The sequence below is a fragment of the Shewanella indica genome, assembly GCF_033842865.1.
Classification (GTDB): domain Bacteria; phylum Pseudomonadota; class Gammaproteobacteria; order Enterobacterales; family Shewanellaceae; genus Shewanella; species Shewanella indica.
Genome location: NZ_JAWXXR010000001.1, coordinates 3,353,435 through 3,368,870 on the forward strand (window position 1 = coordinate 3,353,435; position 15,436 = coordinate 3,368,870).

15 protein-coding genes are annotated in these 15,436 nt (G+C 53.0%); 5 read left to right on the plus strand and 10 right to left on the minus strand.

The features are described from left to right. Window positions 1–40: 40 nt before the first annotated feature. Both SIL79_RS14975 and SIL79_RS14980 read right to left on the minus strand, forming a co-directional pair. On the minus strand, window positions 41–493 hold the full coding sequence (locus tag SIL79_RS14975) for an NUDIX hydrolase (RefSeq protein WP_071475865.1): 453 nt from the start codon (window positions 491–493) through the stop codon (window positions 41–43). Beyond that, window positions 486–1,301: a pseudouridine synthase gene (locus SIL79_RS14980; RefSeq protein WP_319619432.1), complete on the minus strand. Its 816-nt coding sequence runs from the start codon at window positions 1,299–1,301 to the stop codon at window positions 486–488. Before SIL79_RS14980 ends, SIL79_RS14975 begins: the two co-directional genes overlap by 8 nt. 326 nt (window positions 1,302–1,627) lie before the next feature. Here SIL79_RS14980 and SIL79_RS14985 point away from each other — a divergent pair, with 326 nt between their 5' ends. Beyond that, the gene (locus tag SIL79_RS14985) at window positions 1,628–3,853 is read left to right on the plus strand and encodes an NADP-dependent isocitrate dehydrogenase (RefSeq protein WP_101096769.1); all 2,226 of its coding nucleotides are present in this window, start codon (window positions 1,628–1,630) and stop codon (window positions 3,851–3,853) included. A 99-nt stretch (window positions 3,854–3,952) separates the two neighbouring features. On the opposite strand, the gene cspD is transcribed toward SIL79_RS14985, so the two are convergent. Beyond that, on the minus strand, window positions 3,953–4,159 hold the full coding sequence (gene cspD / locus SIL79_RS14990) for a cold shock domain-containing protein CspD (protein ID WP_025011178.1): 207 nt from the start codon (window positions 4,157–4,159) through the stop codon (window positions 3,953–3,955). A gap of 396 nt (window positions 4,160–4,555) precedes the next feature. On the opposite strand from cspD, the gene clpS reads away from it, so the two are divergent. Further along, complete coding sequence (gene clpS / locus SIL79_RS14995) at window positions 4,556–4,864, plus strand: ATP-dependent Clp protease adapter ClpS (RefSeq protein ID WP_025011177.1); 309 nt, start codon at window positions 4,556–4,558, stop codon at window positions 4,862–4,864. A gap of 34 nt (window positions 4,865–4,898) precedes the next feature. After that, window positions 4,899–7,157, plus strand: a complete 2,259-nt coding sequence (gene clpA / locus SIL79_RS15000; RefSeq protein WP_071475863.1) for an ATP-dependent Clp protease ATP-binding subunit ClpA — start codon at window positions 4,899–4,901, stop codon at window positions 7,155–7,157. Between the two features lie 192 nt (window positions 7,158–7,349). Here the strand turns inward: clpA and infA are convergent, their stop codons facing one another. The 3 genes from infA to aat form a co-directional block, all read right to left on the minus strand. Beyond that, entirely contained in the window at window positions 7,350–7,568 is a 219-nt protein-coding gene (infA, locus tag SIL79_RS15005; protein ID WP_005500725.1) for a translation initiation factor IF-1, read from the minus strand. 80 nt (window positions 7,569–7,648) lie between these two features. Beyond that, window positions 7,649–8,359, minus strand: coding sequence for an arginyltransferase (locus tag SIL79_RS15010; protein ID WP_101096770.1), 711 nt, complete (start codon window positions 8,357–8,359; stop codon window positions 7,649–7,651). Next, on the minus strand, window positions 8,349–9,059 hold the full coding sequence (aat, locus tag SIL79_RS15015) for a leucyl/phenylalanyl-tRNA--protein transferase (RefSeq protein ID WP_215774276.1): 711 nt from the start codon (window positions 9,057–9,059) through the stop codon (window positions 8,349–8,351). Before aat ends, SIL79_RS15010 begins: the two co-directional genes overlap by 11 nt. Window positions 9,060–9,112: 53 nt before the next feature. On the opposite strand from aat, the gene SIL79_RS15020 reads away from it, so the two are divergent. Next, window positions 9,113–9,592, plus strand: a complete 480-nt coding sequence (locus SIL79_RS15020) for an outer membrane lipoprotein (protein WP_101096771.1) — start codon at window positions 9,113–9,115, stop codon at window positions 9,590–9,592. A gap of 76 nt (window positions 9,593–9,668) precedes the next feature. Here SIL79_RS15020 and SIL79_RS15025 read toward each other — a convergent pair whose 3' ends face one another. Beyond that, window positions 9,669–10,010, minus strand: a complete 342-nt coding sequence (locus SIL79_RS15025; protein ID WP_039033464.1) for a hypothetical protein — start codon at window positions 10,008–10,010, stop codon at window positions 9,669–9,671. 237 nt (window positions 10,011–10,247) lie between these two features. Here SIL79_RS15025 and SIL79_RS15030 point away from each other — a divergent pair, with 237 nt between their 5' ends. After that, on the plus strand, window positions 10,248–11,000 hold the full coding sequence (locus tag SIL79_RS15030) for a Nif3-like dinuclear metal center hexameric protein (RefSeq protein ID WP_144360823.1): 753 nt from the start codon (window positions 10,248–10,250) through the stop codon (window positions 10,998–11,000). 197 nt (window positions 11,001–11,197) lie between these two features. Here SIL79_RS15030 and SIL79_RS15035 read toward each other — a convergent pair whose 3' ends face one another. From SIL79_RS15035 to SIL79_RS15045, 3 genes are read right to left on the minus strand one after another with little or no spacing between them, the layout of a single operon-like run. Beyond that, window positions 11,198–11,518, minus strand: coding sequence for a YdbL family protein (locus SIL79_RS15035; protein WP_039033385.1), 321 nt, complete (start codon window positions 11,516–11,518; stop codon window positions 11,198–11,200). A 30-nt stretch (window positions 11,519–11,548) separates the two neighbouring features. Next, the gene (locus tag SIL79_RS15040; protein ID WP_224866993.1) at window positions 11,549–11,722 is read right to left on the minus strand and encodes a YnbE family lipoprotein; all 174 of its coding nucleotides are present in this window, start codon (window positions 11,720–11,722) and stop codon (window positions 11,549–11,551) included. 38 nt (window positions 11,723–11,760) lie between these two features. Further along, a complete protein-coding gene (locus tag SIL79_RS15045; RefSeq protein ID WP_144360824.1) occupies window positions 11,761–15,435 on the minus strand; it encodes a YdbH domain-containing protein in 3,675 nt (1,224 codons plus the stop codon). Window position 15,436: the final 1 nt, after the last annotated feature.

Below are 15,436 nucleotides of genomic sequence, written 5' to 3' on the forward strand. Positions count from 1 at the left end.
GCGGGGGCGTATTCTATCACGCCTTGGTGCCCAGAGCTAATCACAACAGCTCGCTATTGAGCAAAGATAACGGCAGCCGTTGTCCCTGCAAATAGCTCTCCAGCGTGGCGCTGACCAAGGGGCTACGAAGCTTGGGTCCCAAGGCCGTGATTTCATCCATACTCAACCAATGGGCGGCCTTGATGGCAGCGTCCAACGGCTTGGTACTCTGACATTCAGCCAAGCGGGCACAGAAGGTGAAACGTAAAAAGGCCAGCTCCTTGGAAGCGCTGAACTGATCTATCCGCACCAGGGCTTCAGGGCTGACCGTCAGGCCGGTTTCTTCCTGCACCTCGCGGCGACAAGCGTCGATAAGGCTTTCATTTGCTTCAAGGTGACCGGCCGGTTGGTTGAATTTCTGTTGACCGTCTATCAACTCTTCGACCACTAAAAAACGCTTCTCTGCCTCAATAATGCAGGCCACTGTCACATTGGGGCGATAACGTTCAGTCATCGAGAAGCTCCTTAATCGCCGCGTCGGAAAGAGCGCGATATTCACCGGGCTGCAGGCATTGTCCTTGCTCGGTATCCAGGCTGAGTTCGCCTATGGCATAACGTATCAATCTTAAAGTGGGAAACCCGACATGGGCTGTCATCCTTCGTACCTGACGATTGCGCCCCTCACGGATACAGATCTCCAGCCAAGTGGTGGGGATATTGCGCCGCTCACGTATAGGGGGATTGCGTGGCCACAAAAATTCGGGTGGCTGCAAACGGCGCACCTTGGCAGGCAGGGTGAGGCCATCTTTAAGATCAACGCCCTGACGCATGGCTTGAATCGCGAGGTCATCGACATCGCCTTCCACTTGTACCCAGTAGGTCTTGAAGGTGTGTTTATTGGGTTGGGTCAGTTTGGCCTGCAACTGACCGTTATTGGTGAGCAGTAACAGACCCTCGCTGTCTCTGTCCAGACGACCGGCGGCATAAACACCGGCGATGGGCAGCAGATCTTTGAGCGTGCGCCGTCCGCCTTCATCGGTAAACTGGCATAACACATCGAAGGGTTTGTTGAGCAGCACCACTTGGGTTTCTGCAATCGAGAGTCGTGCCACTTTTGGCCGTGATTTTTGAGGACCAGGGCGCTTTTTATTCAGGCCCTGTCTCTTGTTATTGGGGCTCTTGTTACTGGAACTCTTGCTGTTGGGGCTTGGATTGGTGGAGCGCTGACTCTTTTCTTGGCCAAATTCTTTACCGCCAGGGCCCTTGGGGTGACTGGGTTGGCGTTTGGGTTTACGTCTTGGTTGGGAGGCTGGCGAATTCATTGAGATATCCTGGCTGCTTGAGCTGTGTACTCTGACTATTTGCCAGAGATATGCCAGAGTGTAACACCTATGTCCTGCTTGGCGGCAGGGCGGGTTGGTGACTTTTACCCGAGTGTACCCGGCACTCGCCTATAGTGGCATTTGAATCTTGGCTGGAATGCTCTATGATGTTCGCCAAATTGTGATCTGCAACCAATTTTTGTGCCCGTCAACCGGATCTATGTCGACTGTGAACAACGGCGCTATCCTGGGCGGAAAGAGGCAAGGAAATTAAAGAATAACAACACTTATAACAACTCATTTTTATAAAAAGCGTAGGACTGAAAATGACTGATAAAACCCCCACTATCATCTATACGCAGACAGATGAAGCGCCGGCTCTGGCGACCTTATCTCTACTGCCTATCATCAAAACTTTTACCCAGGCAGCCGACATCAATGTCGAAACCCGCGATATTTCTCTTTCCGGCCGTGTGATTGCCGCTTTTCCCGAGCGTCTGACCGAAGCGCAGCGCATTGGTGATCATCTGGCTGAGCTTGGCGAGCTGGCGACTCAGCCTGAAGCCAATATTATCAAACTGCCTAATATCAGTGCGTCCATTCCTCAGCTGCAGGCTTGTATCAAAGAGTTGCAGGCCAAAGGTTATGATCTGCCCGACTATCCGGCGGAAGCCAAAACCGATGAAGAGCGGGAAATCAAGGCCCGTTATGACAAGATCAAGGGCAGTGCGGTAAACCCTGTGCTGCGTGAAGGTAACTCAGACCGCCGCGCCCCGACTTCGGTCAAGAATTATGCCCGTAAGCACCCGCATTCAATGGGTGCCTGGAGCAAGGACTCCAAGTCTCATGTGGCTCATATGCAACAAGGGGATTTCTACGGCAGCGAGCAGTCCGTTACCCTTAAAGATGCCGATACTGTCAGCATAGTGCTGGAACAAAACGATGGCGGCCAACTGGTGCTCAAGCAGGGGCTTGAGTTGCTGGCAGGTGAAATCATAGATGCGGCCGTTATGAGCAAGCGTGAACTGACCGCCTTCTTCGAGCGCGAAATTGAAGCCGCTCGCCAGGAAGATGTGCTGTTGTCACTGCACCTGAAAGCCACCATGATGAAAGTGTCCGATCCTATTATGTTCGGCCATGCGGTGAAGGTGTTTTACAAAGATGTATTTGCCAAACACGGTGAAACCTTGCGTGAGCTGGGCGTGGACGTCAACAATGGTCTGGGCGATGTCTATGCCAAGATAGCCAAGTTGCCGGCCGAGCAGAAAGCGGCCATTGAAGCCGATATCGCCGCCGTCTACCAGAGCCGTCCTGAGCTGGCGATGGTTAACTCAGATAAGGGCATCACCAACCTTCATGTGCCAAGTGATGTGATTATTGATGCTTCCATGCCTGCTGCTATCCGCTCCAGCGGCCAGATGTGGGGCCCGGATGGCCAGTTGAAAGATACCAAGGCGCTAATCCCGGATCGTTGCTATGCCGGTGTATATCAGGAAACTATCGATTTCTGTAAGGAGCATGGCGCCTTCGACCCTGCAACCATGGGCAGTGTGCCAAACGTGGGACTGATGGCACAGAAGGCTGAAGAGTACGGTAGCCATGACAAGACCTTTGAAATCCCTGCGGCCGGTACCGTCAAAGTACTGGACAAGGACGGCAACCTGCTTATGTCCCACGCCGTTGAAGCCGGTGATATCTGGCGCATGTGCCAGGTAAAAGATGCACCTATCCGCGATTGGGTCAAGCTGGCCGTACGTCGTGCCAGGCTGAGCAACACCCCGGCGGTATTCTGGCTCGATGAAAACCGTGCCCACGATGCCCAGGTGATAGCCAAAGTGAAGGCCTACCTGCCTGAGCATGATACCGATGGACTTGAGTTGCACATCATGTCACCGGAAAAGGCGGCCCGTTTCTCCCTTGAACGTATTAAAGCTGGTAAAGATACAATTTCGGTAACAGGTAACGTGCTGCGTGACTACCTCACCGACTTGTTCCCTATCCTTGAGTTGGGTACCAGTGCCAAGATGCTGTCAATCGTCCCGCTGATGAATGGTGGCGGTCTGTTCGAAACGGGTGCCGGTGGCAGTGCACCCAAGCATGTACAGCAGTTTGAAGAGGAAAACCACCTGCGTTGGGATTCTCTGGGCGAGTTCCTGGCATTGGGAGCTTCACTCGAGCACCTAAGCCAGACGACGGCCAATGCCAAGGCACAGGTGATGGCTGATTGCCTGGATCTGGCGATAGGGCAGTTCCTGGATAACAACAAGTCACCATCCCGTAAAGTGGGGCAGCTGGATAACCGCGGCAGTCATTACTTCTTGGCGCAGTACTGGGCCAGCGCGCTGGCCAAGCAGGACAAGGATGCCGAGCTGAAAGCTTATTTTGCGCCTCTGGCCGAAGGCCTGGTGGCTGCAGAAGAGCAGATAGTGGCTGAGCTCAATGGTGCCCAGGGCGCTGCAGTTGAACTGGGTGGTTACTACAAGCTGGATCCTGTTAAAGCCGAGCAGGCTATGCGGCCAAGTGCCAGCCTGAATCGCCTTCTGAGCGCGTGATACTGAAAGTTGAATGAGGGAACTCTCCCTCATTCAATTGCCAAGCAAGCATTAAAAAGGCGGGGATGACCCCGCCTTTTTTCATCTCTGTTCACCCGGTTATTTAACAGGAGAGATAGCCGAGGCATGCATACCCTTCGGGCCCTTCTCAACTTGAAATTCAACAGGTTGGCCTGCTTTTAGAGTTCTGTAGCCTTCCATTTCAATGGTTGAATAGTGCGCAAAAACATCCTCACCACCTTCATCAGGGCAGATAAACCCGAATCCTTTGGCGTTGTTGAACCATTTAACAGTTCCGCTTGCCATACTTCCACTTCCTTCTATTGTCTGCTTCCCAGTAAGATAGTACAACTTTTGAGCACTTCAGCAGGTGCTCAGATAACAGAATGTAAGTAGTGTTGCTGGATGTCAAGCCGAAATTAACAAAAAAACAACATTGCATATGGTTTCGCTGGAATCTTAGTTTGCCACTGGGAGCTTTTCTTCAATGGAAGTGTCTGGATATTTACTCACTTTATTATATTGAATCAATTTTAACCGATTGAAAAATAAGCATGAGTTAGAAACGCCTTAGACAAGCGCCGCCGCGCCAGAGTATAGTGTGACAAAGGGCAATACCGCCCAGGACCTGCCAAACGGTACTTTGAAACATGGCCGGGCATAGTGTTGGTAGAAGCCAAGTTGAGAGGCTAATATTGAATCATGGGTAAGACTGGACAGATAGAGCGCGTGGAGGAAGGGGTTGAGCAGGAACTGCAACCGCCTCCTATGTATAAAGTGATTCTGAACAACGATGACTATACCCCAATGGACTTTGTTGTGGAGGTACTTCAGCTGTTCTTTCGTAAGAACGAACAGGAAGCCACGGACATTATGTTGACCATACATCATCAGGGAAAAGCGGTTTGCGGTGTTTACCCATTTGGGATAGCCGAAACCAAAGTGGTTCAGGTGAATCAGTTTGCAAGACAAAACCAACATCCGTTACTGTGTTCGTTAGAGGAAGCTTAACCAGCCTGTCTCTGTAGTTTTTTAGGGGGTGCGTATGCTGAACAAAGATCTTGAAGTGACCTTGAACCTGGCATTTCAGCAAGCCAGAGATGCCCGTCACGAATATATGACGGTTGAGCACCTGCTGCTGGCGCTGACCGATAACCCTGCCGCAAGGGATGCTTTACTCGCCTGTGGCGCCAACATTGACCGCCTCAAAGAGGAGGTCGCCAACTTCATTACCCAGACCACACCTATTATCAGCGATCCCGATGATGAGCGTGAGACTCAGCCGACACTGGGTTTCCAGCGGGTGCTGCAACGGGCTGTATTTCATGTGCAGTCGTCAGGCCGCAATGAGGTGACCGGCGCCAACGTACTGGTAGCCATTTTCAGCGAGCAGGAGTCCCAGGCGGTTTATCTGCTGCGCCGTTACGACATTACCCGTCTGGATGTGGTGAATTATATTTCCCACGGCTTTGCCAAGAACGATGAGGCCGATGCACCAGGGTCGCAGGAAAGCCTGGAAGATCAATCAGAAGCCACAGAAGAGCGCAGCATGCTGGCTCAGTTTGCAAGCAATCTCAATGAGATGGCCAAGCAGGGCAAGATAGATCCGCTTATCGGCCGCGACAACGAAATTGAACGCTCGATTCAAATTCTTTGCCGTCGCCGCAAGAATAACCCGCTGTTGGTGGGCGAGGCCGGCGTCGGAAAGACTGCCATTGCCGAAGGGTTGGCCTATCGGATAGTCAATGAGTCTGTGCCAGAGGTGATCAGCGAAGCAACAGTTTACTCTCTGGATCTTGGCGCGCTGTTGGCCGGCACCAAGTATCGGGGCGACTTCGAGAAGCGCTTCAAGAGTCTGCTTAAAGAGCTGACAGCGGATCAGAATGCGATTCTTTTTATCGATGAAATCCACACCATTATCGGTGCCGGGGCGGCATCCGGTGGGGTGATGGACGCATCCAACCTGCTCAAGCCCTTGCTCTCCAGCGGTAATCTGCGCTGTATGGGGTCCACTACTTTTCAGGAATATCAAAGCATCTTTGAGAAGGACAGGGCATTGGCGCGGCGTTTTCAGAAGGTGGATATTCACGAGCCTTCAGTGGCCGAAACCACCAAGATCCTGCAGGGGCTTAAGAGCCGTTATGAAGAACATCACGGGGTGCGTTATACCCTGGCGGCCTTGGCCAGCGCCGCCAGTCTGTCGGATAAGCATATCAACGATAGGCACTTGCCGGACAAGGCCATAGATGTGATAGACGAAGCCGGTGCGCGGATGGCAATGATGCCACAGAGCAAACGCAAGAAAACCGTGGGCCAGAGCGAAATTGAAGCCATTATAGCCAAGATGGCCAGGATCCCGGAAAAAACAGTGACGTCCTCCGAGAAGGACTTGCTGAAGAACCTGGAGCGTAACCTGAAGATGGTAGTGTTCGGCCAGGACAAGGCGATAGAGAGTCTCAGCGCGGCGATTCGGTTGGCACGCAGTGGTCTTGGCAATGAAAACAAACCTGTGGGGAGCTTCCTGTTTGCCGGTCCTACCGGGGTGGGTAAGACTGAGGTGACCAACCAGTTGGCGGCTTGCCTCGGGCTCAAGCTTATCCGCTTCGATATGTCAGAGTATATGGAAAGCCATACTGTGTCGCGTTTGATTGGCGCGCCTCCGGGGTATGTCGGCTACGATCAGGGCGGTTTACTGACTGATGCCGTGATCAAGACACCTCATTGTGTGGTGCTGCTTGATGAAATTGAGAAGGCGCATCCGGATATCTATAACCTGCTGCTGCAAGTAATGGATCACGGTACTTTGACCGATAACAACGGCCGCAAGGCGGATTTCCGCAACGTGACCCTGGTGATGACCACCAACGCCGGGGTGCAGGAAACTGTGCGTAAGTCCATTGGCTTCAAGCAGCAGGATCACAGCTTGGATGCGATGTCGGAGATCAATAAGGTGTTCTCGCCAGAGTTTCGCAACCGTCTCGACTCTATCATTTGGTTCAACCATCTGGATATGACCATTATCGCCAAGGTGGTGGATAAGTTCCTGGTCGAACTGCAGGCACAGTTGGATCAGAAAGGGGTGACGCTGGAAGTCAGTGATGAGGCCAGAACCTTGTTGGCAGAGAAAGGTTACGACAAGACCATGGGGGCCAGACCTATGGCCAGAGTGGTCAAGGATCTGCTGAAACGACCGCTGGCCGATGAAATCCTGTTTGGCAAACTCGAGTCCGGTGGCATCGCCCATGTGGATGTCAAAGATGGCGAACTGGAGATCAATACGGAAGCGCCGGAGAAGATCTCTTGATAAGCTGAATTACAACAAAAAAAATGGCTGCCAATGGCAGCCGTTTTTATTCTGAATCCTGACCCTTATCCGACACATTGATGTCTGGATAGACAACGGCAGGCCAGGTGCGCCTGCTGCGCAGTGGGTCGCCCCCATGGGCTCACCAGCAAAAAAACCGGCACAGCCGGCTTTTGAGAAATAACTGGGATCTTAGCGTGAGCGGAAGACGATACGCCCTTTGCTCAAGTCGTATGGAGTCAGCTGCACAGTGACCTTGTCACCGGTCAGGATTCGGATGTAGTTTTTACGCATTTTACCGGAAATGTGAGCAGTCACAACGTGACCGTTTTCCAGTTCAACCCGAAACATTGTATTTGGCAAGGTTTCAAGGATAGTCCCTTGCATCTCAATGTTGTCTTCTTTCGCCATTAATCAGTTATCCCGTTAGCCTCGAATGTAAAAAACCGCCGTATCATGCCGCAAATTACAGCGGCTGTAAAGGGGAGGCCTCAGTGATTGTCGCTTTTCTGCCAGCCTTGAACGCCGAGGATCTCATAGGGGCGGTAGAGTCGCTTGTAACCCATTTTGTCGTGGTTATCTATTTGATATCCCAAATAGAGGAACGATTTCGACATCAATTTGCCCAGGCGGCATTGCAGCAGTACCAGCAAGATCCCGAGGGAGCGGTCGCTGTAGTCCGGGTCGAAGTAGCTGTAGATGGCTGACAGGCTCTGGGGCAGGAGATCGGTTACTGCCACGGCAACCAGTCGCTGACCGTGCCAAAGTTCGATAAACACCGGGCTGAGCCACTCACAGGCGAGAAAATGCCGGTACTGCTCTTCGCTAGGAGGATACATGGGGCCGTCACTGTGGCGGGCACAGATATAACGCTCATAGAGGGGATAGTGAGCCGGGGTTTCCTCGGTAACTATTCGAAAGTGCAGGTCACGGTTTTTGGCCAGGGTGCGTTTTTGTCTTTTGGACAGGCGAAATTCATCCAGGGGAACTCGGATGGGCTGACAAGCGTTGCAGTGGGGGCAACGGGGCTTGTAGATGGCGCTGCCACTACGACGAAACCCCAGTGCCAACAGGCGCTCAAACAGTGACAAGTCCAGCTCATCCTCCTGGATCACCAATAATTGCTCCTGTTGTCCGCTCAGGTAACTGCAGGCAAAGGGTTGGCTGAGGCCTATGGCAATGGCATGGTTATCAGAGTGCAATTTTGACCTCGTCGGTTTGCCAGCAATCCTTGGCGAGATTGCCGTCCCTGAACTGTCTCAAGAGTACGAGAAAATCTTTGCGCTTTAAACTCTTGGCTCCGAGGCTTTCCAGATGTGGATTCATCACTTGGGCATCAATCAGTCTGAAGCCCTGTTTGAGAGCGTATTGATGCAGGGCGATAAAGGCCGCCTTGGAGGCATTGGTTTTGCGGTGGAACATGGACTCGCCACAAAACACCTGACCTATGGCAAGGCCATACAGGCCACCTATCAGTCGACCATTGTCCCAGACCTCGAAGGAGTGGGCATGACCCAAGTGGTGCAGCTCCTGGTAGGCCAGACGTATCTCTTCGGTTATCCAGGTGCCGGGTTGATCTTTTCGCGGCATGGCACAACCGGCCATTACATCGGCAAAGGCTCGGTCGATACTGACAGTCCAATCCTGCTTTTTCAGATACTTGCGTAGACTGCGGGAGATATTGATGCTGCCCGGAACAAAAACCGCGCGGGGATCCGGTGACCACCAGAGGATGGGATCTTGACTATTAAACCAGGGGAAAATTCCCTCGTAGTAGGCGTTGAGTAACCGCTTGGGATGCAGGTCGCCGCCAATGGCCAGTAGGCCATTGGGATCCGTCAGTGCCAGTTCCGGTGACGGGAAAGGATCCAATTCATGATTTAAAAAAGACAGTAGGTTCACAATTGCGTATGATTCTGCTTAGGGCCTTCTTATAAGTTAGCGGAAAAACAGCTATGTGGAAACTGATACTGAATGCAATGCTGCTGCTCTCATTGTCCCTTGCAGCGGGAACCCAGCCCCTCTATGCCGGTTATGACAGAAACCAGGCACAACCGGTGGAAAAAGTGCTCTACGGCCAAGTGGAGTCGGTACGAAAAATTACCGAAAAACAGCTGATGGAAGACAGAAATCGCGGCTGGAAAACCTTTGGCGGTGCCTTACTCGGTGGCGTGATTGGCCATCAGTTCGGCGGTGGCAGTGGTCAGGATGTGGCAACCGCTCTGGGCGCTCTACTCGGCGCCGGCATTGGTCATCAATATGGTAATAGCAGTTACTATCGTGAGCTCAAGCTGGTGGAGTTGATGATACGCCAGGAAGATGAAACCCAGGTGATGATCATACAGGATGAAGATCCCGGCATGACGTTCAAGGTGGGCGATGAAGTGCGGGTGGTTTATCTGCAGGGCAGCGTCCGGGTTGACCTGGCTATGTGAGATGACAGTGTAGACTTTGAGCCAATAACAGATAAAACAAAGGCGCCGTTAGGCGCCTTTGTTTTGGATGGAGTAATTAAAAACCGCGAGGCAGTTTGTGATTACCGGCTGCCAGTTTTTCACGCCACAGCTCTTTGGGGGTTTTGCCCCCTTGGCCGTCGGCTAGGGCAGGCGCTGCCGGCTTTGGTGTTGCCTTTATTGCTGGCTTGGCCGCCTTGGGTTTTTCCTGTTTGGCTTCAGCCTTGGCCGGTTTGGCGCTATCCGCCAACATCTGTTCCAGTTCAGCGAAACGAAGTGATTTACCGCCATCGATTTTGTACCAGCTGCCATTTTGCTCAATGGTCACTGCTTTGCCCTGTTGCTTACTGAGGGCTTGCTGCAGTGCGCTGATAACTTCTTCTTTGGTCAGTTTTGCCATAATCATAACCTGTTTATTTTTAGAGTTACTTGGAGGTTTGCGATAATTTTATAAGTCAAAGGTTGGCAATGTCCAATTTGCCGGCCAAAAAGCAACAAACTTGTGCCCAAGGGCGCAGCTTTTGGTCGCTTTGGGGACTGAAACCGGCAATCTGGCTTAAGATTTGTGACCTCAACCCAAGGGCTTGCTGTGCTAGAATAGCGACATATATCTGCAACCGAATCGACAGGGAACCCTATGCAAAGAGAGGAACTCAAACAATATCTGCACGAGTTTTTACAACTGGACCAGTTTCGCGATTATGCCCCCAACGGTCTTCAGGTTGAAGGCAAGGCCGAAATTCGCAAGATAGTCACAGGTGTGACCGCTTGTCAGGCATTGATTGACCGGGCCGTTGAAGCCGGTGCCGATGCCCTATTGGTGCACCATGGTTTCTTCTGGAAAAATGAACCCGAAGTGTTGACTGGAATGAAACAGCGCAGGATCAAGACCTTGCTGCTCAACGACATTAACCTGTTTGGCTATCACTTGCCGCTTGATGCCCATCCCATGCTCGGCAATAACGCCGAATTGGGCCGGGTGCTTGGCGTCATTGAGCCTGAGGCGGTGGAAACCGTCGCTCAAGGTTTGCTTTGGCAAGGCGTACTGGACTCACCTATGACGGCCAAAGACCTGAGTGCCATGCTTGAGCAGTGTTTGGGACAAGTCCCCCTGCATCTGGATGGCGGTGACAGAAGCATACAGAAACTGGCCTGGTGTACAGGTGGTGCCCAGGATTATATCGATACTGCTGCGGCACTGGGAGTTGATGCTTTTATCAGTGGTGAAGTTTCTGAGCGTACCTTCCACAGCGCCGTGGAGCAGGGGATCCATTACTTCTCAGCCGGCCACCATGCTACGGAGAGGTTCGGCATCAAGGCGCTGGGGGAACATTTAGCGCATGAATTTGCGTTGGAGCATGAGTTTATTGATATTCCCAACCCAGTATGACAAGGCGCTAAAGAATGGCAGTATGGTGCATGGGTTGTTTACTGTGCATCACTGCCAGACGTGTGTGAAGCTTACAGTTTGTTGAGAGAGAATTACCAAGGTTCAATTGAACGAAACTGGAAGCTAATCCAGTAAAAGAAAATGCCGTTCAAACTGATTGAACGGCATTATACATCCGGTTGATGCTATCGGGTTTGTTATTTACGAACCCACTTGCCGGAAGCATCCTGCACTATATGGCCTTTGTCGGCGGCAGCAATCGCCTTGGCGCCGGCGAGTTTGGCAACATCATCCACGGAAATCCCGTTTTGACGGGCGATTTTTTCATAGTGTGCCCGGCGTTTGGCATTGACATCCTTAACCAGTGCCGTCACCTCGGCGCTGGATTTGACCACACCCAAATAGCCGTTTTGCTGTTCACCCACCAACCCTTGGCTCTTGGCGTCCTGCAAACCTATGGCAAAGACGCAGAAACTCATCAACAGGGCGGCAGTCAGGGTCATCAACTTGGTTTTCATCTGTGTTTTCCTTTCGCGAATTCTGGCACCTTAGAAGAGTTCATCATTGGTCAGCAGCTGATCCAACTCTTTATCGACCTTAATGCGAATTTCATGTTCGATTTTCACATTCAGGTTGATAACGATTGGCTTATCCGGTGGCTCAATCTTGACCGTTGGGGTACAAGCCGACGCCAGCAGCAAGGCTGCAGCCAGCGGCAGCAGAAATTTAGTCTGTTTCACATTCATGTCCTTTTGTGTCCTCACTGCATGGAAGCTTCAATTTGGGTTTGAAGCTTGTCACCTATGGTCAGACTCCTGAGGAGCTGCAGCATGTTCTCCTCATGAGAGTAGTTCAAGTGGATAGGGCGTTCAATCCCCTCGGCCTGACCTTTTACTTCAACCTTGAGCCAGGCCTCACCATCCGGTGCCATATCGTAAGTGCTGGCCAGGGTAGAATATTGCAGGTGTTCTAGGGTGGAAAAGGCAAAGTCCAGATAGGGTTGTCCGGCGCGCATTTGGGCGACAGCCGGATTATTGCCGACCTTGATAAGTCCGCCGGGGGCACGGGCCGCCAGGCGGCCACCTTTGACCGACACCTGGCCGTCGGTAATAAATACCGGTAAGACACCGTCGAAAATACCGTCGGCGTAGATGCCTTCCTGAGGCTGGATGGCCAACAGTTCTTCCAGGCTCAGGCCCTGCAACACCAAATAAGCATTGGATGGCGCGTTGAGCCGCAAGCGGAAGCTGGGCAGCAGCATTTGTCCCTTGAGTAACTCGCCTTGGCCGCGCACCTGAATATCGGCATCCCGAAACCCGGGCAACAGCTTGGCTTGAGTGCTTTGGTTGCTGTCGAGTTCAGGGGTCAGGCTGAGCTGGCCTTCTAAACCCAGGTTGGTCAACAGCACTCCGGGGTTGAAGGCCTGTACCGAAGCCTTGAGCTGCTGACAGTTGAGTTCGGCCTCTGCCGGCGCCTTGGCTTCCTTGGCCAGTGTCAAGCGGCACAATGCCGACAAGTTGGCGCCTTCAAATGGTAACTGACTGATACTGCCGGAGAGATCCGACAGCAGCGGGTTGAAATCCAGTTGCAATTGCAGCGCTCGCCCAAGCCCTTCGAGCTTGAGGTCGGCAATCATATGGGTCTCGCCCCTGAGTACCAACTCAGGAGGCAAGGGCAGGTTCTTGGCCGCCAGCGCCTTGATATCAGCGAGATCCGTATCCAGGGTCCAGCGACTGTTCAAGCGATAGCCAAGCGGATCTTTGGCCCGCTTGGGCCAGATGGGCATAAAGTCGTGGCGGCTGTGAAGCGGGATATTATCCAGTTGCCAGTTTTCTTCACTGATAAGACGGTTATCCTGCCAGTCAATGGTTTGGCTGAAGCTGCCATAGCCCAGATTGAGCAGGGTTTCGGTGCGAGGTCCGAGCTTGGTATGCCGGGTTTGGCTTAAGTTGAGCCCATCGAAGGCCAGATTCAGACGACTGGCAAAACGCTCATCCAAGAGTTGGCTCAAGAGTGGCAAGTGCCGTTTTTGATTTAGGTTGGCGTCCAGGGTTCGACTGAGTCCGGGGCTCAGGAGTGAGGTTTGGGCAATCGACAGTGCCAGCGGCCCGCTTTTAGCCTGCAATTCACCCAACTGGCTGCTGACCGCGGGTAAAGACAGCTTAAGTTTGCCTTGGTTGAAGCTGCCACTGAACGGGGCCAGCAGTGACAACTTAAAGCCGGAGAGTTGGATACTTTTATCCTCTATACCGGCTTGAATGGCGCCTGTGCTGAAGCCGGGATTGGCTGCGAGGCTGAAGTCCAGTTGTTGCCCTGCGTTTGTCGGCTCCAGGGCAAGCTTACCGCTAAGCGCCATTGATGCGCCCTGATTGAGTTGCAATTCAGCTACAGCCGACTGCCAACGAAAACCGCTCGGCAGGGAGGCTTCAAGGCGCCAGTCTGTGCTTGCTTGTTCCAGTGGCAGCTGCTCAAGGCTGAGTCGCAGCCCCTGAATGGCCTGTTGCAGCGCCAGTTCGAGTCGCTGCTCGGCCGACAAGGGCTTTGAGTTTGGTGAACTTGAGCCTGATGAGCCAGAGCTTGAGAAGTCAGAGCTTGAGAAGTCAGAGCTTGATAAACCAGAGCTTGATAAACCAGAGCTTGATAAGCCAAAGCCCGGCGAATTTAACCCTTGAGGCTTGGCGCTTTGCGGCAAAGAAACAGACGTGTTTTGCTGTGCTCCTGTGGCCTTTGGCAGTTGCAATTGCAGGTTTTCAAGGGCCAGCAGCAAACTCGGCCGCTTGCCATTACTGAGTGCGGATGGACTCAATTCCGCAATTCTTGGCCGATTAATTGGCGCACCGAACGACGCTTGCTGCTTCTCTGTCATCAGGGCGGGCAGTAGCGGCCGCACTGTCAGATTCGGCAGCGACACTCGCATGGATGTCTCATTGCCCGTTGCCGCATTGCCCTTTGTATTGTTGTCCTTGGCGGGTTTGAATTCGGCGCCGAGGCCCTGATCAAGCGCCAGCTCAATTGCGGCGATAAGGGGGGGAGCTTGGTTTTTTATAGCTGGCTCTTGCGCCAGGACTTGCTGCAGCTGCGCCAATTGCGATTCGAGTTCTGCGGCCTTGGTTGCTGATGCTTGCGCCGATGGGGAGTTTGCTGCGAGCAAGGCAAGCAGCGCTTGGCGCTGAGCCGGAGTGGTTGAAAGCGTGAGTCTCAGCGGCGCCAGCTCAAAAAGCTGCTCGCTGGTGGAGCCCGAAAAGCGAAAGTGTAATCCTGCGTCATCACTATCCTCAACCTCAGCCTCAACCCTGGCATTTGCACTGGCCTTGGCACTGAAACTGGCAGCAGCGTTGGAACTGGGGCACAGAGGGCTATCGGCCAATGAATTGTGTGCCTTAGCTTTAAGAGGCAGCGGCGTTATTTCAAGCGCCACTTGCTCGAGTCCCGGCATGGCAATAGTCGGCGCCGACCAGCAATGGCGCGAGTCTATGTTGCCTTGGGTCAAATCCAGAGTCAGTTGCGAGAAGAGATCTCCGCCAAGGCTCGGCATCAGCTCGGCATGCAATATTTCATCAAGCTTGAAAGCACTGATGAGGGGCGCTGCGGCCGGGTCCTGCTCAACACTTGCCAGCGCCTGTTGCAGCGCTTTGAGATGCAGTTGACTGGTCAGTCGCCAGGCGGGGGCACCGTTGGCGAGTTTGGCTTTCAAGTCGGCGGTTAATGCCAGCAGGGGCGTCTCTTGTCTTGTTTGAGTTCCTGAGTGAGTCTCTTGTTGCCCTCCTTGTAACCGGGTGGCCAGCTCAGTAACCAGTTGCCCGGAAGGGCTTAACTGCAACTTTTGCAGCAGCAGAATAAAGCTTGGGGTTTTACTTGCCTTATCCAAGGTCAGCGACGTATTGGGTGTATCGGATACGCCGGCCACGCGTTGCAGGCTTATTCGGGTCGGCCCCAGGGCTATTTCGGGCACAGAGTTCAAGTCCAGTGCCAGACTCTGACCGCCATCATCACCGCCGGGCAAGAGTAGTTCAGGCGTCAAACTAAAACCGGCGTCTCGATAGCTGACCTTTTGAAGTTGCGCCATCAACCAGTCGATGGAGCCAGGGGGCGGCGTCGATGCTTCGCCTGTCAGTAATTGCCAAATCCGTTTGGCACTGACAGGCGATTTGAGCTGGAGCCTGAGTTGATGAAACTCAAGCTCGCTGCCCTGGTAATCAAGCTTAAGGTAATCGAAGCTCAGTCTGTCCCAGCCTTCAGGCGCCAGGCGCAACTCGTCGATACGAATATCTTGCGCAGCCAGATATTGATTAATATGCGGCAGCAGCCACTGCGGCCTTTCATACAGGGACCAAGCCAGCCCCACAAGCAGGGCACCCGGAAGCAGTACCAGCAGAAGCAACAGGCCAACAGCCCAGACAGTCAGGCGTTTCTTGCTTGGGAGTCGATACCTCATT

Excerpts from the sequence above, each read along its gene's own strand:
- SIL79_RS14980 (WP_319619432.1), bottom strand. The coding sequence starts at position 1,301 with ATGAATTCGCCAGCCTCCCAACCAAGACGTAAACCCAAACGCCAACCC.
- infA (WP_005500725.1), bottom strand. The coding sequence starts at position 7,568 with ATGGCGAAAGAAGACAACATTGAGATGCAAGGGACTATCCTTGAAACC.
- cspD (WP_025011178.1), bottom strand. The coding sequence starts at position 4,159 with ATGGCAAGCGGAACTGTTAAATGGTTCAACAACGCCAAAGGATTCGGG.
- SIL79_RS14975 (WP_071475865.1), bottom strand. The coding sequence starts at position 493 with ATGACTGAACGTTATCGCCCCAATGTGACAGTGGCCTGCATTATTGAG.
- SIL79_RS14985 (WP_101096769.1), top strand. The coding sequence starts at position 1,628 with ATGACTGATAAAACCCCCACTATCATCTATACGCAGACAGATGAAGCG.
- clpA (WP_071475863.1), top strand. The coding sequence starts at position 4,899 with ATGCTGAACAAAGATCTTGAAGTGACCTTGAACCTGGCATTTCAGCAA.
- SIL79_RS15030 (WP_144360823.1), top strand. The coding sequence starts at position 10,248 with ATGCAAAGAGAGGAACTCAAACAATATCTGCACGAGTTTTTACAACTG.
- clpS (WP_025011177.1), top strand. The coding sequence starts at position 4,556 with ATGGGTAAGACTGGACAGATAGAGCGCGTGGAGGAAGGGGTTGAGCAG.
- SIL79_RS15035 (WP_039033385.1), bottom strand. The coding sequence starts at position 11,518 with ATGAAAACCAAGTTGATGACCCTGACTGCCGCCCTGTTGATGAGTTTC.
- SIL79_RS15025 (WP_039033464.1), bottom strand. The coding sequence starts at position 10,010 with ATGGCAAAACTGACCAAAGAAGAAGTTATCAGCGCACTGCAGCAAGCC.
- SIL79_RS15020 (WP_101096771.1), top strand. The coding sequence starts at position 9,113 with ATGTGGAAACTGATACTGAATGCAATGCTGCTGCTCTCATTGTCCCTT.
- SIL79_RS15045 (WP_144360824.1), bottom strand. The coding sequence starts at position 15,435 with ATGAGGTATCGACTCCCAAGCAAGAAACGCCTGACTGTCTGGGCTGTT.